The 25,137-nt window shown below is 70.2% G+C and carries 22 protein-coding genes; 13 read left to right on the top strand and 9 right to left on the bottom strand.

All coding sequences use genetic code 11. The annotated features are described in order from the left end of the window. Nucleotides 1–147 precede the first annotated feature (147 nt). Complete coding sequence (locus VGB75_18190; GenBank protein HEY0168980.1) at nt 148–828, bottom strand: hypothetical protein; 681 nt, start codon at nt 826–828, stop codon at nt 148–150. A 591-nt stretch (nt 829–1,419) separates the two neighbouring features. Between VGB75_18190 and VGB75_18185 the strand changes: the two genes are divergently transcribed. Then, complete coding sequence (locus tag VGB75_18185) at nt 1,420–3,066, top strand: SIR2 family protein (GenBank protein ID HEY0168979.1); 1,647 nt, start codon at nt 1,420–1,422, stop codon at nt 3,064–3,066. Between the two features lie 60 nt (nt 3,067–3,126). Here VGB75_18185 and VGB75_18180 read toward each other — a convergent pair whose 3' ends face one another. Together VGB75_18180 and coxB are read right to left on the bottom strand one after the other, a co-directional pair. After that, nucleotides 3,127–3,549, bottom strand: coding sequence for a cytochrome c oxidase subunit 4 (locus tag VGB75_18180; protein ID HEY0168978.1), 423 nt, complete (start codon nt 3,547–3,549; stop codon nt 3,127–3,129). Between the two features lie 14 nt (nt 3,550–3,563). Then, complete coding sequence (gene coxB, locus VGB75_18175) at nt 3,564–4,466, bottom strand: cytochrome c oxidase subunit II (protein HEY0168977.1); 903 nt, start codon at nt 4,464–4,466, stop codon at nt 3,564–3,566. Between the two features lie 211 nt (nt 4,467–4,677). On the opposite strand from coxB, the gene VGB75_18170 reads away from it, so the two are divergent. The 5 genes from VGB75_18170 (at nt 4,678) to VGB75_18150 (ending at nt 11,818) form a co-directional block, all read left to right on the top strand. Beyond that, nucleotides 4,678–6,189 carry an aminotransferase class V-fold PLP-dependent enzyme gene (locus VGB75_18170; GenBank protein HEY0168976.1) on the top strand — a complete coding sequence of 504 codons (1,512 nt, stop codon included), beginning with the start codon at nt 4,678–4,680 and terminating at the stop codon, nt 6,187–6,189. 28 nt (nt 6,190–6,217) lie between these two features. After that, a complete protein-coding gene (rfbC, locus tag VGB75_18165; protein HEY0168975.1) occupies nt 6,218–6,775 on the top strand; it encodes a dTDP-4-dehydrorhamnose 3,5-epimerase in 558 nt (185 codons plus the stop codon). 2 nt (nt 6,776–6,777) lie between these two features. Then, entirely contained in the window at nt 6,778–8,688 is a 1,911-nt protein-coding gene (gene asnB, locus VGB75_18160; GenBank protein ID HEY0168974.1) for an asparagine synthase (glutamine-hydrolyzing), read from the top strand. Further along, nucleotides 8,688–9,182 (top strand): type II toxin-antitoxin system PemK/MazF family toxin, encoded by a 495-nt coding sequence (locus VGB75_18155; GenBank protein HEY0168973.1) that lies wholly within the window; start codon nt 8,688–8,690, stop codon nt 9,180–9,182. The genes asnB and VGB75_18155 overlap by 1 nt, the downstream gene beginning before the upstream one ends. Nucleotides 9,183–9,619: 437 nt before the next feature. Further along, nucleotides 9,620–11,818, top strand: a complete 2,199-nt coding sequence (locus VGB75_18150; protein HEY0168972.1) for a DEAD/DEAH box helicase — start codon at nt 9,620–9,622, stop codon at nt 11,816–11,818. A gap of 28 nt (nt 11,819–11,846) precedes the next feature. Here the strand turns inward: VGB75_18150 and VGB75_18145 are convergent, their stop codons facing one another. The 3 genes from VGB75_18145 to VGB75_18135 form a co-directional block, all read right to left on the bottom strand. Continuing rightward, nucleotides 11,847–12,821: a carbohydrate kinase family protein gene (locus VGB75_18145; protein HEY0168971.1), complete on the bottom strand. Its 975-nt coding sequence runs from the start codon at nt 12,819–12,821 to the stop codon at nt 11,847–11,849. Between the two features lie 98 nt (nt 12,822–12,919). Further along, a complete protein-coding gene (locus VGB75_18140) occupies nt 12,920–13,309 on the bottom strand; it encodes an iron-sulfur cluster assembly accessory protein (GenBank protein ID HEY0168970.1) in 390 nt (129 codons plus the stop codon). A 155-nt stretch (nt 13,310–13,464) separates the two neighbouring features. Beyond that, entirely contained in the window at nt 13,465–14,481 is a 1,017-nt protein-coding gene (locus tag VGB75_18135; protein ID HEY0168969.1) for a DoxX family membrane protein, read from the bottom strand. A gap of 146 nt (nt 14,482–14,627) precedes the next feature. Here VGB75_18135 and nadA point away from each other — a divergent pair, with 146 nt between their 5' ends. After that, nucleotides 14,628–15,914 carry a quinolinate synthase NadA gene (gene nadA / locus VGB75_18130; GenBank protein HEY0168968.1) on the top strand — a complete coding sequence of 429 codons (1,287 nt, stop codon included), beginning with the start codon at nt 14,628–14,630 and terminating at the stop codon, nt 15,912–15,914. A 64-nt stretch (nt 15,915–15,978) separates the two neighbouring features. Next, nucleotides 15,979–16,587: a DUF3043 domain-containing protein gene (locus VGB75_18125; protein ID HEY0168967.1), complete on the top strand. Its 609-nt coding sequence runs from the start codon at nt 15,979–15,981 to the stop codon at nt 16,585–16,587. Between the two features lie 90 nt (nt 16,588–16,677). Here VGB75_18125 and VGB75_18120 read toward each other — a convergent pair whose 3' ends face one another. Together VGB75_18120 and VGB75_18115 are read right to left on the bottom strand one after the other, a co-directional pair. Then, nucleotides 16,678–17,688: an aldo/keto reductase family protein gene (locus VGB75_18120; protein HEY0168966.1), complete on the bottom strand. Its 1,011-nt coding sequence runs from the start codon at nt 17,686–17,688 to the stop codon at nt 16,678–16,680. 190 nt (nt 17,689–17,878) lie between these two features. Continuing rightward, nucleotides 17,879–18,067, bottom strand: coding sequence for a hypothetical protein (locus tag VGB75_18115; GenBank protein HEY0168965.1), 189 nt, complete (start codon nt 18,065–18,067; stop codon nt 17,879–17,881). A 217-nt stretch (nt 18,068–18,284) separates the two neighbouring features. Between VGB75_18115 and cobU the strand changes: the two genes are divergently transcribed. The 3 genes from cobU to VGB75_18100 are packed head-to-tail and all read left to right on the top strand — an operon-like array spanning nt 18,285 to nt 20,751. Further along, nucleotides 18,285–18,863, top strand: a complete 579-nt coding sequence (gene cobU, locus VGB75_18110; protein ID HEY0168964.1) for a bifunctional adenosylcobinamide kinase/adenosylcobinamide-phosphate guanylyltransferase — start codon at nt 18,285–18,287, stop codon at nt 18,861–18,863. After that, nucleotides 18,860–19,948 (top strand): nicotinate-nucleotide--dimethylbenzimidazole phosphoribosyltransferase, encoded by a 1,089-nt coding sequence (cobT, locus tag VGB75_18105; protein ID HEY0168963.1) that lies wholly within the window; start codon nt 18,860–18,862, stop codon nt 19,946–19,948. The genes cobU and cobT overlap by 4 nt, the downstream gene beginning before the upstream one ends. Beyond that, nucleotides 19,945–20,751: an adenosylcobinamide-GDP ribazoletransferase gene (locus tag VGB75_18100; GenBank protein ID HEY0168962.1), complete on the top strand. Its 807-nt coding sequence runs from the start codon at nt 19,945–19,947 to the stop codon at nt 20,749–20,751. Before cobT ends, VGB75_18100 begins: the two co-directional genes overlap by 4 nt. Before the next feature lie 74 nt (nt 20,752–20,825). Here VGB75_18100 and gcvT read toward each other — a convergent pair whose 3' ends face one another. Then, nucleotides 20,826–21,935 carry a glycine cleavage system aminomethyltransferase GcvT gene (gcvT, locus tag VGB75_18095; protein ID HEY0168961.1) on the bottom strand — a complete coding sequence of 370 codons (1,110 nt, stop codon included), beginning with the start codon at nt 21,933–21,935 and terminating at the stop codon, nt 20,826–20,828. A 113-nt stretch (nt 21,936–22,048) separates the two neighbouring features. Between gcvT and VGB75_18090 the strand changes: the two genes are divergently transcribed. After that, a complete protein-coding gene (locus VGB75_18090; protein ID HEY0168960.1) occupies nt 22,049–23,533 on the top strand; it encodes a leucyl aminopeptidase in 1,485 nt (494 codons plus the stop codon). A 162-nt stretch (nt 23,534–23,695) separates the two neighbouring features. Continuing rightward, on the top strand, nt 23,696–25,099 hold the full coding sequence (lpdA, locus tag VGB75_18085; GenBank protein ID HEY0168959.1) for a dihydrolipoyl dehydrogenase: 1,404 nt from the start codon (nt 23,696–23,698) through the stop codon (nt 25,097–25,099). Nucleotides 25,100–25,137: the final 38 nt, after the last annotated feature.

Raw genomic sequence — 25,137 nt, 5'->3', positions numbered from 1 at the left:
AACCGGCCGTCCGTTTCGGACCGGCTGAGCGTTTGACAGCGGCGCCCCTGCTCAGGCAGGGGCGCCGCTGCCGTTTATCTCGGGGCAGCCTCCTTGCGAGCGTGAGGTTCAGCTGGCAGCTTCGCCCGGCCGCGCGGGGTCCCGAGTTCAGGCTGTGTGCTGGCGCAGCGCCGTGATGACGGATCGGCTTGATCGCCATCCCTTGACCGCGACGGCGGCGACGACAGTCCGGTCGCGCAGCACCAGGACGGTCCACGGTTTGATGTTCGCCAGCCGTAAGACGATGCCGACCGCGGCGAGGCCCAGGGTCAGCACGATCTCGATCGCGATGAGCCCCAGCGGCGCCGCGATCACGACGACGACGAGAAGCGCGATGACGGCGAGGATGATGAGCCCGAATTCATCCGGCCCGTCCAACCAATCACCACCGCCACGGCCGCCGCCACCATGGCCACCGCCGCTGCCACCATGGTCACCGCCGCTGCCACGGCCGCCACGGCCACCGCCACCGCCGTTTACACGGCTGGTCGCGCCGACGGTCGCGTCGGTGGCAGTGGCGGCGTCGATGGCGGCGTCGGTGGCAGTGGCGGCGTCGATGGCGGCGTCGGTGGCGGTGGCGGCGTCGATGGCGTCGTCGATGGTGTCGGAACGCCTGCGGGCCCGTCGGGGTGTGGTCGAGGCCAAGCCGATCGGCCGGTGGGCGAAGTCTCCGGTCTCGGCGGCCAACGCCTTGACCCACCTGTCGGCATCGGCGCTTGAACCGTTGTAGGTGTAGGCCTCGGGCAGCCGTCCGCGGGTGTCGGCAGATCTGCGAAGTTTGCGGACCACCCATGGAGTGCGGAAAGCGCCCCAATGCCGTCGAATAGTGACAGCGGGGCCAGAATCCTTCATAGCAGTTGATTATGCAACGACAACCCGGGCCGTGAGGGGCGAACGGGCCCTCAGCACCCCGTGTTCGATGGCCTACGCCGGCATCTCGGTTCCGAAGCGGATGAACCAGCTCGGCAACCCGAGCGGAAACAAGATCCGGGGTCTTTTCTGAGCAGTCGGCAGGCTCCATCCCACGAGCTGCTCTAGCGCGACATAGCTATGCATACTGACAGGCATAAGTCGGCATGACCATGGGAGCACAAGGTGGATAAGCCAGAGCAGGCGTCACAGGCAGCTCTGACCCTGTTCATAGGGGCTGGCGCGTCCAGTGAGAGTGGCCTGCCGACATTCCCCCAGCTTCGCGATGCCCTGATTGACGCAGCGGGACTCGATGAGCTCATTTCAGCTGATCGACTCGAGACGCTCGTGGCACGTGCTCGGTTACTCGCGCCAGAAGTCTTTCTGAGCTGTCTAGGCGGCACTGAGGCTCAGCGCAGTCGGTGGCTGACCAGCGTTCTCATCGAAGGGTCGCCGACAACCCCTCACCGCATGATCGCGGCCAGCCTTGCGGCCGGAGCAACCGTATGGACGGCCAACGCGGACGGCTTGATTGAAAAGGCCTACCAGGAGCTTGGGTCTGATCTATCCGTTGTGTCATGGCCCGATGATCCCCACGTGGAGGATCGGCTGTTGAAGCTACACGGCTCGGTGACCACCTCTCGGTACCTCTTCACCTCCGAACAAGTCGTGCGGCCACTTGCTCCGGCGTGGGCCAGACGGCTGCAGGATGACATCGACGGCCGCGATCTGATCATGTTCGGTTACGCCGGCGCTGATCTTGATGTGCGTCCGGTGCTGGCGAAGGTCATGGATCGTGCTCGTTCGATTTCCTGGGTGTGCCCGGACTGGGAGCGTGAACAACTACTCGACCGCTACCCGGTTCTGGCAGCGCCAGGCAACGAGTTGGTGGGCGGCCCTAGCTACGACGATCTACTGCCCGCCTTTCGCCGTCTGCTCGCCGAGCGAGGGCTCACGTGGGACGACGCGCGTCATGCCACTGAGCCCACGCGACAACGCAAGCCGGAACTGCGTTATCCGCGCCCACCGTGCCGGGAGTGGTTTCGAGCTCGCTTGCTGCTGCGGTTGGGAGAGCACGACCAGGCTTGGACTCAGCTGCGGCGCGCCTTGACCCGGACGAACCCCCGTTTGGCGCCGGACATCGCGAGGGCCATGCTGAGCGAGGGCTTGTATTCACGCAGATCGCCGTTGGCTGCGCGTGGTTTGGACGCCTTGACCCAAGCGCATCGGCTAGGCCGACCAGCTCGTACGGTGACCCGTCACGCCGTTCGGGTGGCTACGACACTCCATGCCTTCTATGAGTACGACTACGAATGGGTACGCGACCATCTTGACGGCGACTTGAGCGAACCGGGCGCACTCAACGCCAGAGCGGTAGCACGGCGCTACTTGGGTAACGCCCGTGACGGAATTCGCGATGCGCAGGCCGCCTTCGAGATCTCCCGCGGCTCCGGCGAGCCTGACGTGGCTGCCAACGCGGCTTTCCAGCTCTGCTACCTCACCAGCTGGGCAGGACAGGATGACCAATTCTTGAGGTGGCTTGCCGAACTGCGTGGGCAAATAGATGCTCTAGCATCCGTCCGCTGGCTTGGTTGGGCGCATTTCCAACAAGCCAGAGCGGCAGTCCAGGAGCTTGACGTGGCGCAGGCCGTCCAGGAGCTGAACCTCGCCGAGGATCTTCTGACCGCCGACAACACACCAGGCGGCGCGCTGTCTTGTCAGATCTTGCGTCTGACTGCGCATCGCCTCGATGGCGACCCAGATGCCCATCAACGGTTAACCCACGCGCTGGAGAACGGCGAGCAGGAACTCGCGCCGACCCAGGCGATGTCAGTGCAGCTCGAAATCGCCGAACGATTGCGCCGCTGGCCCGAGTCGAGCTCCATGACAGCGGCTGATCTTTTCGGGCAGGTAAGCCGGCGCCGCCCAGCCAGGCCCTTCTTCCAAGCTTGGGCTCTGGCTGGCCTTGCTGCGACCGCAGACTCTCTCCGGTTGCGTGCCGAGCATCGCCACGCCGCCTCGCAGATCGCCCACCGCGCGGGCTTGGACGGCGTCGCCCGGCAGGCGGACCTCGTAAGCGACCAGAGTAGTGACGCTCAGTGGCTTCTAACGCCCTGAGCTGCCCGTCCCTGAGCTGCCGTCGCCATCAGCTCATCATGAGCCTCGGCTGAGCTTCTCTCAGCGCAGCGGCGCGCGCTCGCCCACGTAGTACTCGAACAGCAACCCGCCGGTGGTGTACAGGATGGTCACCACGCCCAGGCCCACCAGCCAGTACTGCGTCGTCGCGAACCCGACGGCCGTCAGCATGGCGCCGAAGGCGATGGCCACCGGCCAGTAGCTACCGGGTGAGAAGAAGCCGAGCTCACCGGCGCCTTCGGCGATTTCGGCGTCGTTACGGTCCTCGGGACGGGCGTCGATGCGTCGTGAGACGAACCAGAAGAACGAGCCGCTGATGCCGAGCAGGCCACCAGACAGCGCCAATGCCACCGTGCCGGCGACCTCGACGCCGCCGCCGTTCCAGTTCGTCCAGCCGGCGTAGATCCCGGTGACCACGAAGCAGAACAACGCGATCCAGAGAAAGATCCGGGCTTCGAGTTTCATGGCTACGCCCTCTGCTAACTGGCTCCGACGCGGCAGGCCTGTGCGCCGGGGTCCTCAGACGCCGACCGGTGCAGCCGGTCGGTCTCGAACGGGTAGGTGGTGGTGGCACAGGGGTCTTCGCCGATGGACTGCAGCGCCTTGCTCTGGCGAGCCGGGTCACCCGAGGGGATGGCGGCCAGGTTCGTGAGGTACTTGGCGAAGTTCTCGGCGGTGACCACCCGCACCTCGAAGTTCATCTGCGAGTGGTAGGTGCCGCACAGCTCGGCGCAGCGGCCGACGTAGTGCCCGGTCTGGGTGGCGGTGAACTCGAACTCGTTGGGCTTGGGCATCGGGATGACGTCGCGCTTGAACAGGAAGTCCGGCACCCAGAAGGAGTGGATGACGTCCTTGCTGACCTCGATCACCCGGACCCGCTTGGCGACCGGCACCACCAGCACCGGGATCTCGTCCGCGCTGCCGACCGTCGAGATCGACGTGCCGGCGGCCGGGTCGCCCTCGGGGTAGTTCGTCTCCTGCGAGACGCCGTTGACCGTGTTCGACTTGTAGTCGAACTGCCAGTTCCACTTGAACGCGTTGACTTGCACGACGGTGTCCGGATTCGGCGTCAACGTGTCGACGTAGTCCTCGGTGATCGCGGTGAAGTAGAACAGCACGGCGATGATCACGAAGGGCGCGATCGAGTAGGCGATCTCGATCGGCAGGTGGTACTTGGTCTGGGTGGGCAGCAGGTCGTCGGTCTTGCGGTAACGCCAGCAGCACCAGAAGATCAGGGCCCAGACGATCGCGCCGACCACCAGCGCCGCGACCGAGGACCAGGTCCACAGGGTGCGCATCCGGTCGGCCTGATTGGTGACACCGCTGGGCCAGCCGAACCGAAGCTTGTCCTCAACGTCTTGGACGGTGCAACCGGTCAGCATCACGGCAGATCCCGCGAGCAGACCGAGCCGAGAGATCCGGGACCGGAGACTGCGCTGCACTGGCGAAACCGCCCTTCCTCGTCCGGCTGGGTCGAGGCCATTTCCGCCTCGAGCAATCCCGCCGCTTGGAGCCTATCCGAGAACACAGCACAACAGCGGTGAGGGGTGCGCCAGAGGCCGGCACGGCGAGGCGGTACTAGCGTTGCACAGCATGAACCAGCCGGGCTCGGGCTACCTCGACGCCGCCGCCGGCCTGCCCCTGCACCCGGTGGCTGCCGAGGCGATGCAGGCGGCCTGGCAGGACGGCTGGGCCGATCCGTCCCGGCTGACCGGCGCGGGACGCCGTAGCGCGGTCCTGCTCGACGCCGCCCGGCAGGCCGCTGCCGCCGAGCTCGGGGTGCGGCCGGACGAGTTGAGTTTTCTGCCCTCGGGCGTGCACGCCCTGCAGCACGGCGTGCTGGGCAGCCTGACCGGTCGGCGGCGGGCCGGTGACGTGCTGCTGCATTCGGCGGTCGAGCACTCAGCGGTTTTCCGGGCCGCGGACTGGCACCGCCAGCACGGCGGCGAGGTGCGGGTGGCCGGCGTCGACGCGACCGGCCGGGTGAGGCTTGCCGAGTTCCTGGAGCTGGCCGGCCAGCCGCGGGTGGCCACCGCGGTGCTGCAGGCCGCCAACCACGAGGTCGGCACCCGGCAGCCGGTCGCCGAGGCCGCCCAGCGGCTGGCCGAGCTCGGCGTGCCGCTGGTGGTCGACGCCGGCCACGAGCTGGTCTACGGCCAGCCGCCGGCCGCCGCGCCGGTCTTCACCGCCGACGCCCGGCTGTGGGGCGGCCCGGCCGGCGTGGGGCTGCTGGTCGTCCGCCAAGGCGCCCGGTGGCGCCCGCCCTTCCCGGTGGACGAGGCCGAGTCCGGCCGGGCCGCCGGAGCGCCGAACGTGCCGGCGATCGTGGCCGCGGTGGCCAGCCTGCGCGCGACCCGGGCCGACCGGGCGGCGCAGGGCCGCCGGCTGGGCGAGCTGACCGAGCGGATCCGGCGGCAGGTGCCGCTGAGCGTCGCCGACGCGCTCGTGCTGGGCGATGAGGACCCGGCCGGCCGGCTGCCGCACCTGGTCACCTTCTCGTGCCTGTACCTCGACGGTGAGGCCCTGCTCACCGAGCTGGACCGGCGCGGTTTCGCGGTGTCGTCGGGGTCATCGTGCACCTCGGACACGCTGACGCCGTCCCATGTGCTGGTCGCCATGGGCGCGCTGACCTCGGGCAACATCAGGATCTCGCTGCACCCGGGAGTTCAGCAGGCAGACGTCGAGCGGTTCCTGGCGGTGCTGCCCGAGGCGGTGGCCGCCGTCCGCGCGCAGGCGCCCGGCTCACCGGGCGTGCGGCCGGGCCCGCAGCCGGGCGCCACGGGTCCGAACGCCGCCGGCTCGGAGGAAGCGACCGCCGCAGCGGCTGGCGGATCGGTCGTCGCCGCAGCGGCTGGCGGATCGACTTCGGACGGCCCCGCGGGCGGCGTTCTGGACAGCCGCGGCCGGCGCTGCCCGCTGCCGGTCCTGGACCTGGCCCGGGCGCTGCCCGGCATCGGGATCGGCTCGGAGGTGACCGTGCTGGCCGATGACCCGGCTGCGGCCAGTGACCTCGCGGCCTGGTGCCGGATGCGCGGCCAGCAGCTTGTCGAGGAGACTTCGATGGCCGACGGAGCGACTGCCTACCGGGTGCGCCGACTGCGATGAGCGCGGCGACCATGCGAGGATCGACGCCATGAGCATGCAGATCACCGACATGCAGAGCAGCCAGACGAGCATCGAGGGTCTGCAGATCATCACCCTCAAGCAGGTCAGCGACGAGCGCGGCACGGTCCGTGAGTTCTTCCGGGCCTCGGCGTTGGGCGACTTCGGGGCCCTGCGCCAGATCAACGTCACCCAGTCCGGCTACGGCGCGGTCCGGGGCCTGCACGGCGAGTCCACCACCAAGCTGGTGGGCTGCGTCGCGGGCGCGGCGTTCGGGGCCTACCTCGACGCCCGTCCGGACTCGGCCAGCTACGGCAAGCTGGTGACCCTCGAGCTGACCGCCGGCACCCAGGTGCTGGTGCCTCCCGGCGTCTGCAACGGGTTCCAGTCGGTGAGCCGCGAGGGCAGCCAGTACCTGTACTGCTTCACCGACGAGTGGTACCCGGGAATGCCCGGAACCGCCTTCTCGCCGCTGGATGAAGGCCTGGGGCTCGACTGGCCGATCCCGGTGCAGGCCGGCGACCCGGCCCAGATCTCGGCCAAGGACGTGGCCGCGGCCAAGTTCAGCGAGCAGACAGGAAGCGAGTAGAGATGTGCGGGTTGATCGGTTACCTGGCCGCGCCGGCCGGGCCTGACCAACTGGAGCAGACCCGGGAGGCGATCGAGGCCTCGCTGGTCCAGATGCGCCACCGGGGTCCGGACGACGCCGGCACCTGGTTCGACGACGAGGCGGTGATCGGCTTTCGCCGGCTGTCGCTGATCGACTGGGAGCACAGCCACCAGCCGCTGCCCTACCTGGCCGAGCGCTACCACCTGATCTTCAACGGCGAGATCTACAACTACCTCGAGCTGCGTGAGCGCCTGAGCACCGAGTTCGGCGCGCAGTTCCAGACCGAGGGCGACGGCGAGGCGATCGTCGCCGGCTATCACTACCTGGGCGAGCAGATCGTCTCCGAGCTGCGCGGGATGTTCTCCTTCCTGATCTGGGACAGCCACGAGCGGGTGGTGTTCGGCGCCCGCGACTGGTTCGGCATCAAGCCGCTCTACACCTACACCGACGAGCGGGGCTCGTTCTTCGCCTCCGAGAAGAAGGCGCTGCTGTCGGTCGCCCCCGACGAGGTGGCCGAGCAGGTCGACACCGAGGCGCTGCAGCACTACCTGACGCTGCAGTACGTCCCCGAGCCCGCCTCCATGCACCGCCGGATCACCCGGATCGACTCGGGCACCAGCTTCACGCTGCGTCCCGGCGGGACGATCGAGACCAAGCGGTACTTCACGCCGGACTTCCCCATCCGCCCGGTTCCCGAGCCGGACAAGCTCTACCGCGAGATCGCCGACGCGCTGCGTGACTCGGTCGCCAAGCACCTGCGCTCGGACTTCACGGTGGGCTCGTTCCTGTCCGGCGGCATCGACTCCACCGCGATCGCCGCGCTGGCCCGCGAGCACAACCCCAAGCTGCTCACCTTCACCACCGGCTTCGAGCGGTCCGGCTTCTCCGAGATCGACGTGGCCGCTGAGTCGGCCGCCGCGATCGGGGTCGAGCACATCACCAAGGTGGTCACCGCCCAGGAGATGATGGACACCCTGCCGCTGATCGTCTGGTACCTCGACGACCCGGTGGCCGATCCGGCGCTGGTGCCGCTGTACTTCATCGCCCGCGAGGCCCGCAAGCACGTCAAGGTGGTGCTGTCCGGCGAGGGCGCCGACGAGCTGTTCGGCGGCTACACCATCTACCGCGAGCCGATCTCGCTGCGGCGCCTCACCGCCGCCCCCGACCCCGTTAAGCGGCTGCTCGGCCTGCTGTCGACCCGGCTGCCGGAGGGGATGCGCGGCAAGGACCTGCTGCGCCGGGCCTCGATCGGCATCGAGGAGCGCTACTACGGCAACGCCCGGATCTTCCGGCCCGATGAGATGCAGGACCTGCTGCGGACCTACTCCCCCCAGGTCAACTACACCGACGTCACCGCGCCCCACTACGCGGCCACCACGCACCTGGACGACTCCACCCGGATGCAGTACATCGACCTGTTCACCTGGCTGCGCGGTGACATCCTGGTCAAGGCCGACAAGATGACGATGGCCAACTCCCTGGAGCTGCGGGTGCCGTTCCTGGACACCGAGGTGTTCCGGGTGGCCTCGGCGATTCCGGTGGAGCAGAAGATCACCCCCGAGACCACCAAGTACGCGCTGCGGCGGGCGCTGGCCGACATCGTCCCGGCGCACGTGCTGAACCGGCCCAAGCTGGGGTTTCCGGTGCCGACCCGGCCGTGGCTGCGCAATGAGATGTATGACTGGGCCCGCGAGATCATCAGCTCGGCCGGCACCGGCCACCTGATCGACACCCAGGCGGCGCTGAAGCTGTTGGAGGCCCACCGCGACGGCCCGCACGACTACTCCCGCAAGATCTGGACGCTGCTGGTCTTCATGATCTGGCACGGCATCTTCGTCGAGGGCCGGATCCGCCCGGAGATCCCGCAGCCGGTGTACCCGGTGGCGATCTGATGGTCTTTCGCTGGCTGCGGCGTAGCCGGCAGGAAGATCAGCGGCTGGCTGCCAGCGGGGCGGCGCTGGGCCGGGCCGGCCTGGGTGGCTATCCCGGTGACTTTCCCGGCGCGGTGACACCGAGCTATGACCCGCATCCGGACGGCCTGGCCGATCCGGGTGAGGTGGTGTGGGCCTGGGTGCCCTACGAGGAGGACCACAACCGGGGCAAGGACCGCCCGGTGCTGATCATCGGCAGGGATTCTGGCTATCTCCTCGGCCTGATGCTCACCAGCAAGGACCACGATCGCGATCACGCGGCCGAGGCCCGGCACGGCAGGCACTGGCTCGACGTCGGCGCGGGTGGCTGGGACTCCCAGAACCGGCCCAGCGAGGTGCGCCTGGACCGGGTGCTGCGGCTGCGGCCCGAGTCCGTGCGGCGCGAGGGCGCGGCCTTGAGCCGACCGGTGTTCGAGCAGGTCAGCCGGGCCTTCACCGCGCTGGGACGCGACTAGCGCTCAAGCACGCTTGAGTGATCATCGGCGCGCAACGTCGCCGTGCCCTATCGCCGATTCCGCGTGCAGGTCAGCCGCGTTGACGCGGCGTTCCTCTGCTGACACGCGCGTCCCGCCGTTCAAACCCGTTCGCGCCGCAACACGGGGCAGCTTGAACGGCGCTAGTATGGCTTTGCACCGTCCCTGAAGAGGGACGCTGCTCGGTTCGCGATGACCTCCTTCCAGGGTTGTCGGGCCCGCCCGTAAACCGGCGGGTCAGGGCGCCCGCAGGGGTGGCCCGTCCGGTCCCGCGATGTCGATCTCGCGGAATCCGGTGAGGCAGCGGCGTCTCGGAGCAGCCATCCGGCTCTCCTGGCGCAGACATCATCGTCCGACCGCGGGGAGTACGGGCGGACCACTCGCCCGGCCACCGTGCCGGGCGTTTAGAGGAGGAGTCTGTGGCTCGACAGGGCCGGCGTCAGGCGGGCGGCGCCACCGCCGACACGACAAACGCCCAGGGCGGTCGCCGGACCGCTTCGCGCAAGCAGCGACGCGCCCCCGCCTCCGCCCCTGAGGACGTCATCTCGGTGCTGGCCCGCGCCGTCCGTGAGGTGGAAGCGACTGTCGAGCGTCGGCGCGTGACGCCCCAGGTCCGCACGAAGTTCCAGGTCGTGGCACTGCTTCTGCGCGAGGAGAACGCCCGGGTCCGGCAGGACCGCACCAGCAGCCAAGCTCACCGGGCCGAGCAGCTCAAGCGCCTGGACGGGATCGCCACGATCCTGGCGAAGACTGCCGTACGCGATCCCGGGCTGCTCGCGCTCCTGGCGGAGGATGCCGTCGTCTCCGACGCGGCCAGGTCGCTCAAGCGGGACATGCTGCGGGCGGTGGGCCTGGAACCGGCGCCCGAGCAGGCCCCGCCGACAGAGTCCGTGGCCGCTCCGGCCGGCGCCGAGCGCCGGGTCGTGCCCCAGTCGGTCGTCTCTCGGCAGTTGGCCAACCCGTTCCTGGCCCCCGACTTCTCCTCCGCCCGGCCGAGCACTGTCGGTTCACGCCGCTTGGCCGGCTGGGAGCTGCTCAACCCGCTCCTCAACGCCTTTGAACGCGCTGACGGCGGAGCCCCGGCGTGCATGGCCCTGCCGGAGCCGCGCCCGCTGCGCGTGCCGCGCGACCGGAAGCTGATGCCCCACCAGGCGCAGCTGGTCGCCGCCGCCGCCGCCGGCCACCGGACCTTCCTGCTGGCCGACGAGCCAGGCCTGGGCAAGACGGCTCAGGCGCTGCTCGCCGCGGAGGCGGCGAACGCCTACCCGCTGCTGGTGGTCGTGCCGAGCGTCGTCAAGACCAACTGGGTGCGCGAGGTCGGCCTGTGGACACCGAAACGCTCGGCCACCGTGGTGCACGGCAACGGTGACACCGTCGACGGCTTCGCCCACATCGTCGTAGTCAACTACGAGGTGCTCGACCGTCACGTGGGATGGTTCGGCGAGTTCGGGTTCCGCGGCATGGTCGTCGATGAGGCGCACTTCATCAAGAACAAGACCTCACAACGCTCGAAACACGTCCTGGACCTCTCCAAGCGCATCCAGTCCCGCACGCCGCGTCCCTTGCTGATGGCCCTCACCGGCACCCCGCTGATCAACGACATCGAGGACTTCCGAGCCATCTGGCAGTTCCTCGGCTGGATCGACGAGGCCGAGCCGCGCGCCGAGCTGATGGACGCTCTCGAGAAGACCGGCCTGACCCCCGCGGACCCCGGGTTTCACACCGCCGCCCGCAAGTGCGTGATCGACCTCGGCATCGTCCGTCGCCGCAAAGTCGATGTGGCTGCCGACATCCCCGCCCGGCGCACCGCTGACCTGCCCGTCGAGCTCGACGAGAAGGCCGGCCGTTCGATCCGGGCGGCCGAGCGCGAGCTCGCTCGCCGCATGGTGGCGCGGTACGAGACCGCGCTGGCCAACCGCCGGTCCGGTCTCGACACCGGTGGCATCGACCACGACCTCGTGCGCAAGGTGGCGACGTGGGAGCAGAAGGACGCGAGCACGACCAAGACCGGCGAGAACGTGTTCAGCATGATGCGACGCATCGGCCAGGCCAAGGCCGGCCTCGCCGCCGACTACGCCGCGCAGCTCGCGCGCAGCGCCGGCAAAGTGGTCTTCTTCGCCAAGCACATAGACGTCATGGACGTCGCGGAGGAGGTCTTCGCCAGGCAGGGCATCCGCTACGCCTCGATCCGAGGCGACCAGACGCCGGTGTCACGGCAGAAGAACATCGACGCCTTCGTCAACGACCCGGAGGTCGCCATCGCGGTGTGCTCCCTGACGGCGGCCGGGGTGGGCCTCAATCTGCAGGTCGCCTCCAACATCGTGCTGGCCGAGCTGTCCTGGACCGACGCCGAGCAGACTCAGGCCATCGACCGCAGCCACCGGATCGGTCAGACCGAACCCGTCACCGCCTGGCGCATCATCGCCGCGCAGACGATCGACAGCAGGATCGCTGAGTTGATCGACAGCAAGGCGGGACTCGCCGCCAGAGCGCTGGACGGCTCCGATGAGCAGGTGTGGTCATCGGCCGACGTGCAGCACGAGGCGCTGGTCGCATTGTTGACAGACGCGTTGTCTGCGACGTCGCTGGATCGGGCAGTCTCACAGGGCAGCCACTGACCCAGGCGCTGCCAGGGCCGGGGAGCCCTCAGCGGGTGAGCAGCGGCAGCACTTCGGCGGCCGCGTCGTCGCCGTAGGACTCGGCGAGCCGCTCGGCGAACTCGTGCGCCTTGACCACGTACTCCTGGGTGCCGACGGTCTCCAGCACCAGGGTTGCGAGCAGGCTGCCCACCTGAGCCGAACGCTCCCACGACAGACCCCAGGTGCGCCCGGTCAGCAAGCCGGCCCGGAAGCCGTCGCCGACGCCGGTCGGGTCGATCTTGGCCCGCTCCTTGGCGACCGGGACGTGCACCCGCTCCAGGTCGCGGCCGTAGATGTCGGCGCCGTTCTTGCCGTGAGTGGTCACCTGGACGCCGACCTGGGCCAGCACCTCGGCCTCGCTCCAGCCGGTCTTGGACTCCAGCAGGCTCTTCTCGTAGTCGTTGGTGAACAGCAACTCCGCGCCCTCGACCAGCGAGCGAAGGTCCTCGCCGCTCATCCTGGCGATCTGCTGGGACGGGTCGGCGGCGAAGCGGTAGCCCCGCTCGCGGGCCTCGACCGAGTGCCGGACCATCCCCTGCGGGTCATCGGCGCTGATCACGATCAACTCGGCCCCGGTGCGCTCGACCGCCGGACGCAGTTCGATGTTGCGCGCCTCGCTCATCGCCCCGGCGTAGAACGAGGCGATCTGGCACATGTCCTCATCGGTGGTGCAGACGAACCGGGCGGTGTGGTGCGCCTCGGAGACGTACACCGAGTCACAGTCCACCCCGTTGCGCTCAAGCCAGGACCGGTAGTCAGTGAAGTCCTGGCCGACCGCCCCGACCAGCACCGGCCGCTCCCCGAGCTGCCCCATGCCGTAGGCGATGTTGGCGGCCACGCCACCACGCCGGACCACCAGGTCATCGACCAGGAAGCTCAGCGACACCTGGTGCAGCTGGTCGGCCAGCAACTGCTCGGCGAACCGACCCGGAAAGTGCATCAGATGATCGGTCGCGATGGAGCCGGAGAGGAGAACGGGCACGGATTCAGCCACCTGTCAGCGAAGAACGGGCGTCCCGGGCACTTGCTGGGTGCAGCGAGTGCGAAGGACGCCCGTCCGGAGTTGTTGTGGAGTGAAGACTAGCCGCAGAAGGAGTTACCGCAGGCGCAACCGCCGCCGGCGTTCGGGTTGTCGATCTCGAAACCCTGCTTCTCGATGGTGTCGGTGTAGGTGATGGTGGCGCCGGCGAGCAGCGGCACGCTCGCCCGGTCGACCACCAGCGGAACCGTGCCCGCGCCCTGGATGGGCTGGTCGATGGCGACGTCGCCGTCGAGGGAGCGCTCGTCGAAGAAGAGCTGGTACTGCATGCCGGCGCAACCGCCGGGCTGCACGGCGACGCGCAGGCGCAGGTCGTCGCGGCCTTCGCCGTCCAGCAATTCGCGGACCTTCAGAGCCGCAGCCTCCGACAGCACGACGGGAGCCCCGACGGCGGTGTCCGCAGTGGTGATAGAAATCTCAGTGGCAGTCATGTGGTCCCCAAACAGTTGCTGTGAGCGCGAGGCTCAGCAGTCGTCTCAGCAGTACGTGCTGCCCAGGCCAAGCTCACGCGCAGGCAGCTAGTGCGATAGTACGGCGCGGTCCGCCGGATATCTCATGATACCGCGAGCCGGCCGGCGTGGCGAAGCTAGCGATCGGTCTGACCGGGAGTCTCGGCGTCGCGTCGGGGCTGGTCCGCACCGCGCCGGCCCTCGGTCCACAAGGAGTCGGGCTCGGGGTCGTCGCGGTACTCCTCGTCCTGCCCTCCGGCGCGGTAGCCGGCCTCGCCGCGATCCGCCGGGCGGTAGCCGGCGCCGCCGCGGTCCTCGGGGCGGTAGCTGCTCGCGCCGCGATCGGGGTGGTCCCGCTCCCGGTCCGAGCGCTCCCGGTCCGAGCGCTCCCGGTCCGAGCGCTCGCGCTCCAGGCGCTCACGCTCGCGATCGGGGTGGTCGTGGTCGTCGCGATCGGCGCCGCCACGGTAGGCGCCGCCGGCCACCGGCAGCTGCGCGGTGGCGCCCGCCGCGTCGTGAGCCGGCGCCGGCTCGCCCTGCAGCCGGCGACGGGACTCATCGAGGTCGGAATCCCGGAAACCCGGCTCGTCGTCGTCGCGGGCCCGTTGCCGCTCGCGGGCTCGGATGAACAGGTTGTCCAGGGCCAGGGGCCCCGGGCCGCCCAGCAGGAAGATCGACAGCGCGGCTGCGACCGCCAGGTCGACGGCGGTGAACCAGCCGCTGGAGCCGGTGTACTCCTTGACGCCGTTCCAGTCGATGCTCAGCAGGATCAGGGTCGTCAGGATCATGCCGCCCAACGCCGCGAACCGGGTCAACAGGCCGACCAGCAGACCCAGCCCGATGGCGATCTCGGCATAGGCGGTGATATGGCCGAACAGCGACGGATGGTCGACCAACGGGCCGAGCATGCCGGCCAGCGGGGAGTCGCCCTCGCTGGCCGCGTCCACCGTGGACTTGAAGCCGTTGCGCGAGTCCGGCTCGAAGAAGTCGGGATAGGTGAGCTTGGCGTAGCCGGCGAAGCAGAACAGGGCGGCCAGAAAGAGCCGTAACGGCAGCACCGGCCAACCGTTGGCCCTGATTCGGCGGGGGTCGCGGACAGCTGGTTCGGGGCGGGCGGCCGGCTCGTCGGCCAGCCGCGTTCGAGCTTTGCGCATCTCGTCCCTGCCTTCGGGTTGGCGGCCTGGCGCGGCCGGCGACAGGTTCGACGCCGTTGCCCGAGCCCGGCCGGACCAGCTGCCACGCCCCGCCTGTGCTGATCCTCATGCCGACGGATCGGCGCTCAGCAGGCAGACTGTCAGCTGTGACCAGCGTTGATGGGTACAAGAATGCATACGCAGCAGTCGGTGCGGGCGGTTCAACACACGTTACCGACGTTCTCACTGGCCCGGCCGGCTCCTCGGCGCGGGCCCTGCTGCTGCTCGGCCAGGGCAGCGATCCCGACTCCGAGCGCGGGGTGGACTGCCCGGGTGAGCTGCCCGCGGCCTCAGATCCGACTCTCGTCGAACGGGCCAGGGCAGCCAAGGCGGCGCTGGGCGAGAAGGTCTTCGTCCTGGGCCACCACTACCAGCGCGACGAGGTCATCCAGTTCGCCGATGTGACAGGTGACTCCTTCAAGCTCGCTCGGGACGCCGCAGCCCGGCCCGAGGCCGACTACATCGTGTTCTGCGGAGTGCACTTCATGGCCGAGTCGGCCGACATCCTCACGGGCCAGAACCAGCGGGTGCTGCTGCCCGACCTGGCCGCCGGCTGCTCGATGGCCGACATGGCGCGCGACTTCCAGGTGCTCGACTGCTGGGACGCCCTGAGCGACGCCGGCATCGCCGAGCAGACCGTCCCGGTCACCTACATGAACTCCTCGGCCGCGATCAAAGCCTTCACCGGCGAGCACGGCGGCCTGGTCTGCACCTCCTCCAACGCCCGGCGGGCGTTGCGCTGGGCCTTCGACCAGCATCAGGACGGCCAAGGAAAGGTGCTCTTCCTGCCCGACCAGCACCTGGGACGCAACACCGCGGTGCGCGAGCTGGGGCTGAGCCTGGATGACTGCGTGGTCTACAACCCCTTCAAGCCCAACGGCGGGCTCACCGTCGAGGAGCTGCGCCAGGCCCGGATGATCCTGTGGCGCGGGCACTGCTCGGTGCACGGCCGGTTCACCGCCGAGCAGGTCGCCAACGTGCGTGAGCGGGTGCCCGGCGTGCGGGTGCTGGTGCATCCCGAGTGCACCTACGAGGTGGTCAGCGCAGCCGACCTGGTCGGTTCGACCGAGTACATCATCAAGACCATCGAGGCGGCGCCGGCCGGTTCGGCATGGGCCATCGGCACCGAGCTGAACCTGGTGCGCCGGCTGGCCGAGGCGCATCCGGACAAGGTGATCACCTTCCTGGAGTCCACCGTCTGTTACTGCGCCACCATGAACCGGATCGACCTGCCGCACCTGGTGCGCACCCTGGAGTCGCTGGTGCGCGGCGAGGTGGTCAACCAGATCACCGTCGAGCCGACGGTGGCCGCCAAAGCCCGGCTCGCGCTGGACCGGATGCTGGCACTGCCCGAGCTGCCACCAGCCACCGCGCCTGACCCCGCCACAATCTGACCCGCCACCACCTGACCCATCGGATCCCCACCACGTCCGAACCAGCCCCGACAGAGAGCTCGCCGTGAACCTGATCCGCCGCAAAGCCGCCGCCGAGACCGCGGTCGAAACTTCGACCACGCCAGAGCCCGAACCCGGTCCCGCCTCGGCGCGCGCGCCCAAGGGACGCCCGACCCCCAAGCGCCGGACGAACTCCATCCCGCCGCCACCGGCGCCCAAGACCCGCAAGGAAGCCGCCGCCTGGCAGAAGCAGCAGGGCAGCAAGGCCAAGGTCGCCGGCCAGAAGAAGCTGACCCCCGGCGAGTACCGCGAGGCGGTCAAGGCCGGCGACCCGCGGGTGCTGCCCCGCCGCGACCAGGGCCCGGTCCGCGCCCTGGCCCGGGACTACGTCGACTCTCACCGGATGGCCTCGAACTACCTACTGCTGCTGTTCCCGCTGATGCTGGTCGGCTACGCGATCCCCTCGCTGCAGATCATGACCCTGGGGCTGTTCGGCCTGCTGCTGGCCGAGTGGATCTACACCGGCTCCAAGATCCGCAAGCTGGCCGTGGCCCGCGGCCTGCAGAGCAGGGAGTCGGCGGTCTCGCTGGGCTTCTACGCCGGCAGCCGCGCCTACTTCCGGCGTAGCTGGCGACGCCCGCTGCCCCGGGTCGAGCTGGGCGACGAGATCTGAGCCGCCGAGCTTCGGTACCCAGCCAGGACCGAGCTAAGGAGCTGAGCACGCGACTGGCCGGGGGTGCCTCGCCCGGCCCGTCGCGGCGCCTCAGCTGGGCCGGCGGGCCGGGGCGTTCTCAGCGGTCTTGGCCGGGTCACGCACGACCACGTCGCCCAGTGCCTGGTCAATGCGCTTCATCGCCTCGTCAGCGATCCTGACTCCGGCGGCCTTGACGTTCTCCTGCACCTGTTCCGGTCGGGAGGCGCCCACCAGGGCAGCCGAGACGTTGTCGTTCTGCAGCACCCAGGCCACCGCCAGCTGAGCCATCGTCAGCTCCAACTCCTCGGCGATCGGCTTGAGCGCCTGCACCCGGCTCAGCACGTCGTCGTTGAGGAACCGCTGGACCATGTCCGCGCCGCCCTTGGCGTCGGTGGCCCGTGAGCCAGCCGGCGGCTGCTGTCCCGGCAGGTACTTGCCGCTCAGCACGCCCTGGGCGATCGGGGACCAGACGATCTGGCCGACACCCAGCTCCCGGGAGGCCGGGATCACCTCGTCCTCGATCACCCGCCACAGCATCGAGTACTGCGGCTGGCTGGAGATCAAGCCGATGCCGAGCTCGCGGGCCAGCGCGTGACCGGCCCGCAGCTGCTCGGCCGTCCACTCACTGACGCCGATGTAGAGCGCCTTGCCCGCCCGGACCACGTCGGCGAAGGCCTGCATGGTCTCTTCCAGCGGGGTGTCGGGGTCATAGCGGTGCGCCTGGTACAGGTCGACATAGTCGGTCTGCAGCCGGCTCAACGAGCCGTCGATGGACTCCATGATGTGCTTGCGGGACAGGCCGCAGTCATTCGGCCCGGCGGGTCCGGTCGGCCAGTACACCTTGGTGAAGATTTCCAGTGACTGGCGGCGTTCGCCCTTGAGCGCCTCTCCCAGCACCGTCTCGGCCTTGGTGTTGGCGTAGACGTCGGCGGTGTCGAAGGTGGTGATTCCGCAGTCCAGAGCGGCCTGGACGCACTGCTTCGCCACGTCGTTCTCGACTTGGGAGCCGTGGGTCAGCCAGTTGCCGTAGGTGACGGTCGAGATCTTGAGTCCGCTGCTTCCGAGGTATCGAAATTCCATGCATTCGAGCCTAAGCCGAAAATCCTGGGGTTGTTCAAGCGGATGGCAACGAGGCTGCCTCGCTGAGCCCTGCCTCGCTGAGCCCTGCCTCGCTGGACCCTGCCTCGCTGAGCCCTGCCTCGCTGAGCCCTGCCTCGCCAGCCAGGAGGCGTCACCGACGCCGCGCGGCGCGTCGGAGCCGTCGCCAGCCTTACTCCTCCAGCGGCATCGGGCCGTAGACGTGCTTGCCGTCATGCTCCAGGCTCACACCCGCCACCCCAGCCTCGGCCAGCATCCTCCAGGCTTCACCCAGCCAGCTCTCGGCGTCGGACTGGCTGGGAAAGTCGCCCGGGTTCTCGGCCTCAGGGCTCTCGGGCTCGTACTTCCAGGTCCATGACATCTGCGCGCCGCCTTCGTGTCGAGGTCGTTGAGGATCTCTGCCAGCAGGCGCCGGTCGGCGACCTGCTGATGTCGCGCTCACGCTAGCGTCCCGGCTGAGCCCGGTCGCGGCGGCTGCCTTAGGCTGCGATCGGCACTGGCTGGTTTCTCACCGGCGGGCCGCGCTGGCGAGCCGCTGGGCTTCCGCATGGGGCTCGCTCGGCGAAAGGGGTCCTGGATTGGCGGCGCGACGGCGCACTCTGGTGCTCGGCGGCGTGCGGTCGGGCAAGTCGAGGTGGGCCGAGCGGCAACTGGCCGAGCACGACCGGGTCGACTACCTCGCGACCGCGGCCGAACGCGACGACGCCGACTGGGCCCGCCGGATCGCCGAGCACCGCCAGCGCCGGCCCGCGCACTGGCGAACCGTGCAGACCCTGGAGCTGGCCGCCGCGCTGGCCGCGCCCGCGGCGCCGCTGCTGGTGGAGGATCTGGGCAACTGGCTGGCCCGCACCATAGATCGCACCGGCGGCTGGGACGGTGAGCTCTCCGGCTTCCGGGCCGCGGCGGCCGAGCTGGTGAGCGCCTGGCAGAAAAGTCCCGGCCGGGTGGTGCTGGTGAGCAACGAGGTGGGCAGCGGCATCCATCCGGAGTCCAGGTCCGGCCGGATCTTCGCCGACGAGCTGGGCCGGCTGAACACCGCGCTGGCCGCCGACGCCGACGAGGTCGTCCTGGTGGTGGCAGGCCTGCCGTTGTGGCTGCGCACGCCGCCGCCCGAGCGCCCGGGCGCCTCGCCCGGGCAGTCAGGAGAGCAGCAATGACCTCATCCGAGCCGGCGGCGAGCCCGCTGCACGCCACCCTGGCCGGCATCGGCCACCCCGACGCCGACGCCGCGCACGCCGCCAAGCTCCGGCAGGAGGAGCTCACCAAGCCGACCGGCGCGCTGGGGATGCTCGAAGAGCTGTCGATCTGGGCCTGCAGCGCGCAAGGGCAGTGCCCGCCGCACGCCTTCGAGCGGACCCGGGTGGTGGTCTTCGCCGGCGACCACGGCATCACCGCCGCCGGGGTGTCGGCCTACCCGGCCGAGGTGACCGCGCAGATGCTGGCCAACATCGCAGCCGGCGGCGCCGCCGTCAACGTGCTGGCCGCCGCGGCCGGCGCCGGCGTCCGGGCGTTGGACCTTGCGGTGGACTCCGACACAGACCCGGCGCTGTCCAAGCACAAGATCCGCCGCTCCAGCGGGCGGATCGACCGCGAGGACGCCCTCAGCCAGGACGAGGCCGAGCGGGCGCTGGCTGCCGGCATCGCGATCGCCGACGAGGAAATCGACAGCGGCGCGCAACTGCTGATCGCCGGTGACATGGGGATCGGCAACACCACCCCGGCCTCGGTGCTGATCTCGGTGCTCACCGGCGCCGAGCCGATCAAGGTGGTGGGCCGCGGCACCGGCGTCGACGACGCCGGTTGGGCCCGAAAGTGCGCCGCCATCCGCGACGCCAGGCGCCGGGCCTGGCCGCATCGAGAGGACCTGACCCGGCTGCTGGCGGTGGCCGGCGGCGCCGATCTGGCGGCGATGACGGGGTTCCTGCTGCAGGCCGCCAACCGCCGCACGCCGGTCCTGCTGGACGGGCTGGTGGTCAGCGCCGCGGCGCTCGTCGCCCAGCTGGGCAACCCCCGGGTGGTGCACTGGCTGCAGGCCGCGCACCTGTCCGCCGAGCCGGCCCACGAGCTGGCCCTGCACCGGCTGGGGCTGACGCCGATCCTGCGGCTGGAGATGCGGCTGGGTGAGGGCACCGGGGCGCTGGTGGCGTTACCGGTGCTGCGGGCCGCCGTGTTGAGCTTGGCGCAGATGGCCACCTTCGCCGAAGCCCAGGTGGCCACCCGGCAGTCGAGCGACGGGGGATGAGTGCCGGAGCCGACCGCTGGCCGGTGGGCGCCGGGTTGCGGTTGTCGCTGACCACGCTGACGGTGCTGCCGCTGCGGGCCGGCCGGGTGGACCGGCGCACCGCGGCGCTGGCGATGGCCTGGGCGCCGGCCGTCGGGCTGGCGCTCGGGGCGGTGCTGGCCGCCACGGCCTGGGGGCTGACCGAACTGGGACTCGCTCCCCTGCCGAGCGCGGCCGTGCTGGTGGCCCTGGCCGCGTCGCTGACCCGCGGCCTGCACCTGGACGGTCTTGCCGACACCTTCGACGCGCTCGGCTCCTACACCACCGCCGACCGGGCGCTGGCCATCATGAAGTCTCCGGAGGCCGGGCCGCTCGGGGTGAGCGCGATCGCGGCGGTGCTGCTGGTGGACGCGGCGGCGCTGTCGGCGCTGGTGGCCAGGCACGACTGGTTGGTGATCGCCGCCGGATACGCGGTGGGCCGGCTCGGCATCACGCTGTGCTGCGCGCGCCGGATACCGGCCGCCCGGCCCGACGGGCTGGGCGCGCTGGTGTCGGGCAGCGTGCCGGCGGCGGCGTGCGCGGCCTGGGCACTCGCGCTGGTCGGCCTCGGCGCGGTCGCCAGCCAGCTCTCAGGCGCCGCGGGCCCGGACTGGCCGGGAGCGCACTGGGTCAGGGCGGGGTCGGCGGTGCTGCTGGGCTGCGCCGTGGCGCTGCTGCTGGTCCGGCACTGCGTGCGCCGGTTCGGCGGCGTGACCGGCGACGTGCTCGGCGCCGGCTGTGAACTGGCGACAGCGGTGGCGCTGCTGGCGTTGAGCGCCGCCTGAGGCGCTGGGTGGCGCTGCTGGCGTTGAGCGCCGCCTGAGGCGCTGGGTAGCGCTGGGTGGCGTTGAGCGGGCCGCTAGCGGACGTGGGAGGGCACGAACGGCGGCTTGACCACCGTGGCGGCCAGCCGGCGGCCGCGGACGTCGACCCAGACCTCGGCGGACTCGCCGATGTCGGCAGCGGTGTCGATCAGGGCCAGCGCGATCCCCTTGCCCAGGGTCGGCGAGAACGTCCCCGAGGTGGTCTGGCCGATCACCGTGCCGTCGACGTCCAGGACGTTCATGTGCCCTCGTGGAACGCCCCGGTCGGTCACCAGCAGCCCGCGCAGCCGGCGGGACGGACCAGCCGCCTTCTCTGCCAGCAGCGCCTCCCGGCCCCAGAACTGCGGCTTCTGCCAGCCGACCGCCCATGACGAGCCGGCCTGCACGGGGCTGATCTGGCGGGTCAGGTCCTGTCCGTGCAGCGGATAGCCCATCTCGGTGCGCAGGGTGTCCCGGGCGCCGAGGCCGGCCGGCATGCCGCCCAGGGGGCGGCCGGCCTCGACCAGCGCGTCCCACAGCGCCGGCGCGTCGTTCCAGGCCGGGATCAGCTCGTAGCCGTGCTCGCCGGTGTAGCCGGTCCGGCAGACCCGCACCGGCCGGCCGTCGAGCTCGGCGTCGACGAAGCTGACGTAGTCCAGCTCGACGGGCAGGCCCAGGGACTGCAGCAACTCCGGAGACTTGGGACCCTGCACGGCGAGCACGGCGAAGTCCTCGTGCTGGTTGGTCACCGTGACCCCGGCCGGGGCGGCGGCGGCCAGCAGGCCGACCACCTCGTCGGCGTTGGCCGCGTTCGGCATCAGGAACACCTGCTCGTCACTGACCAGGTAGCTGAAGACGTCGTCGATGACGCCCCCGTCCTCGGCGCAGCACAAGGTGTACTGCGCCTGGCCGGGTCCGATCTTGCCCAGGTCAGCCGTCAGGCAGGAGTTCACGAAGTCCCGGGCGCCGGGGCCCGCGACCGTCGCCTTGCCCAGGTGCGAGACGTCGAAGACGCCCACGGCCGACCGGACCGCGGTGTGCTCGGCGATCACGCCGCCGCCGGACGCGCCGTATTCGATGGGCATCTGCCAACCGCCGAAGTCGGCGAGCTTGGCTCCGAGACCGACGTGACGGTCGTGCAACGGTGAACGGCGCAGCTCAGTCATGGCGCAACGGTACCGACCCGGCTCGGCGCGTCGGCAGCCGTGTCATGAACCGGTTCAGGCCAGCCTGCGACGGGCAAACCGGCTGCCGAGCGCACGTCACATACAGTTGCCGCATGACTTCGGTTTCCTTGATCGACAGCACGGCCCCGCTCACCGCTGACGCGATCGTGATCGCCACGGTCTGCACTGCTGACGGGGTGGCGCTGGCCGACGGCGCGGCCGGCGTCGACGCGGCTCTCGGCGGCGTCCTGCTGGCGGCGCTGCGAGCCATGGACGCCACCGGCAAGGCCGACGAGGCGATCAAGATCCCGACGCTGGGCAAGAGCGCCGCGCCGCTGGTCGTGGCGGCGGGTCTGGGCGTGGCCGAGCCGAGCACCCTCGACCCGGAATCGGTGCGACGCGCCGTAGGAACCGCGCTGCGCGGGTTGGAGTCGGCCCAGCGGGTGGCGGTGGCGATCGGTTCGGGCACCGATCCGGAGCTGGTGCAGGCCATCTCCGACGGCGCGCTGCTGGGTGGCTACCGGTTCACCCGGTACAAGCCGAGCGCCAAGCCGGCCGCGCTGCGGCGGGTCGACATCGCGGTCACCGAGCCTGCCCATGCCGGCGCCAAGGCCGCGATCCGGCGGTCGAAGATCATCACCGAGGCGGTCAACAACACCCGCGACCTCGTCAACACCCCGGCCAACCACCTCAATCCGGTGACTTTCGCCGCCTATGCCCGCGAGCACGGCGAGGCCGCCGGCCTGGCCGTCGAGGTGCTCGACGAGCGCGCCCTCAAGCGCGGCCGCTACGGGGCCATCCTCGCGGTCGGCGGGGGCGCCGCGACGCCGCCGCGGCTGGTGCGGCTGAGCTACCAGCCGGCCAGAGCCCGGACCAGTGTCGCGCTGGTGGGCAAGGGCATCACCTTCGACACCGGCGGCCTGAACCTCAAGGTGGCCAACATGGCCGAGATGAAGTCCGACATGGCCGGCGCCGCCGCAGTCATCGAGTCGATCATCGCGGCGGCCCGGCTGAAGCTGCCGATCGCGATCACCGCGACTGTCCCGATGGCCGAAAACGCGGTGTCAGGCTCGTCCTACCGGCCCTCCGACATCCTGGAGCTGCGGGACGGGCGCACCGTCGAGATCGACAACACCGACGCCGAGGGCCGGCTGATCCTGGCCGACGCGATCCTGCGGGCGTGCGAGGACTCCCCCGACTACCTGATCGAGACGGCCACCCTGACCGGCGGCCAGGTGGTCGCGCTGGGCAACGGGACCTCCGGGGTGATGGGCAGCGAGGCGTTCCGCGACCGGGTGGTGGCCCTGGGCGCCGCCGCCGGCGAGTCGCTGTGGCCGATGCCGATACCGCCCCGGCTGCGCAAGGCGCTGGACTCGCCGGTGGCCGACCTGGTCAACGTGCCCAAGGACCGCACCGCCTCGATGCTCATCGCCGCCGCCTTCCTCAGCGACTTCGTGCCCGAGGGCCTGGAGTGGGTGCACATGGACATCGCCGGCCCAGCCTTCCTGCACTCTGCTTCGGGTTACAACGCCCAGGGCGGCACCGGCGTCATCGTCCGGACGATCCTGGCAAGCCTGGCCGATCTGGCGGCGAGCTGAGCGTCCGCAGAGCCGGCGGGGCCGGGCGTTGAGCAGAACCCGCCCGGCTGCCCGCGTATGAACACGAAGTGACAAGATGGAACCGGCTCGGCAGTGCGTCGAGCCAGCTGGACTCATTGGTGACGATCGGGGCGGCGAAGCCCCGAAGCTTGGAGACATCTCGTGGCAGCCGAAGGGGCCGAGAACAACGTAGACATCGTGATCCTCGGTGGTGGCAGCGGCGGTTATGCCGCGGCACTGCGCGCCGCCGAGCTGGGCAAGTCCGTCGTGCTGATCGAGAAGGACAAGGTCGGCGGGACCTGCCTGCATCGGGGGTGCATCCCGACCAAGGCGCTGTTGCATGCCGGTGAGGTCGCCGACTCCGCCCGCGAGAGCGCGCAGTTCGGGGTCAACGCCAGCTTTGAAGGCATCGACATGGCCGGCGTCCACAAGTACAAGGACGGGGTCATCTCCAAGAACTGGAAGGGCCTGCAGGGCCTGATCCGCAGCCGCGGCATCACCATCGTCGAGGGCGAGGGCCGCCTCACCGGCCCCAAGCAGGTCACGGTCGGGGACCAGACCTACACCGGCGCCAACGTCATCCTGGCCACCGGCTCGTACGCCAAGACGCTGCCCGGCCTGGAGATCGACGGCCAGCGAGTCATCACCAGTGACCACGCGTTGGGGCTGGACCGCGTTCCGGCCAGCGCCATCGTCCTCGGCGGCGGCGTGATCGGCTGCGAGTTCGCCAGCGCCTGGAAGTCCTTCGGCGTCGACGTCACCATCGTCGAGGCGCTGCCGCACCTGGTGCCGCTGGAGGACGAGTCCAACTCCAAGCTGCTCGAGCGCGCCTTCCGCCGCCGCGGCATCGGCTTCAAGCTGGGCGCCCGCTACGACCGTGTCGAGCACACCGACAACGGCGTGAAGGTCCACCTGCAGGACGGCCAGACGCTCGAGGCCGAGGTGCTGCTCGTCGCCGTCGGGCGCGGCCCGACCTCGGCAAACCTCGGCTACGAGGAGGCCGGTGTGAGCATGGACCGGGGCTTCGTGCTCGTCGATGAGTACTGCCGCACCAACGTCGACGGTGTCTACGCCGTCGGCGACCTGATCCCCACCCTGCAGCTGGCCCACGTGGGCTTCGCCGAGGGCATCCTGGTGGCCGAGCACATCGCCGGTGAGCCGGTGGTGCCGATCGACTACGCCGGCGTCCCGCGGATCACCTACTCCAGCCCCGAGGTGGCCTCGGTCGGGCTCACCGAGGTGCAGGCAGCCGAGAAGTTCGGCGCCGACAAGATCAAGACCGTGACCTATGACCTGTCCGGCAACGGTCGCAGCGCCATCCTCAACACCAAGGGCGCGGTGAAGCTGATCGCCGAGAACACCGACGGCGCCGTAGGCAGGGTGCTGGGCGTGCACATCGTGGGCGACCGGGTCGGCGAGCTGATCGCCGAGGCGCAGCTGATCTACAACTGGGAGGCCCTGCCCAGCGAGGTCGCCCAGCTGATCCACCCGCACCCGACGCAGTCCGAGGCCATCGGCGAGGCGCACCTGCTGCTCGCCGGCAAGCCGCTGCACGTGCACGACTGACCTGACCTGACCCGAGCCGCGGGCCGCGCCAGGCCCGC

The organism is Jatrophihabitans sp., from assembly GCA_036399055.1.
Classification (GTDB): domain Bacteria; phylum Actinomycetota; class Actinomycetes; order Mycobacteriales; family Jatrophihabitantaceae; genus Jatrophihabitans_A.
Note: the sequence above shows the minus strand (reverse complement) of the source record. Positions and strands in the feature narration are given on the sequence as shown.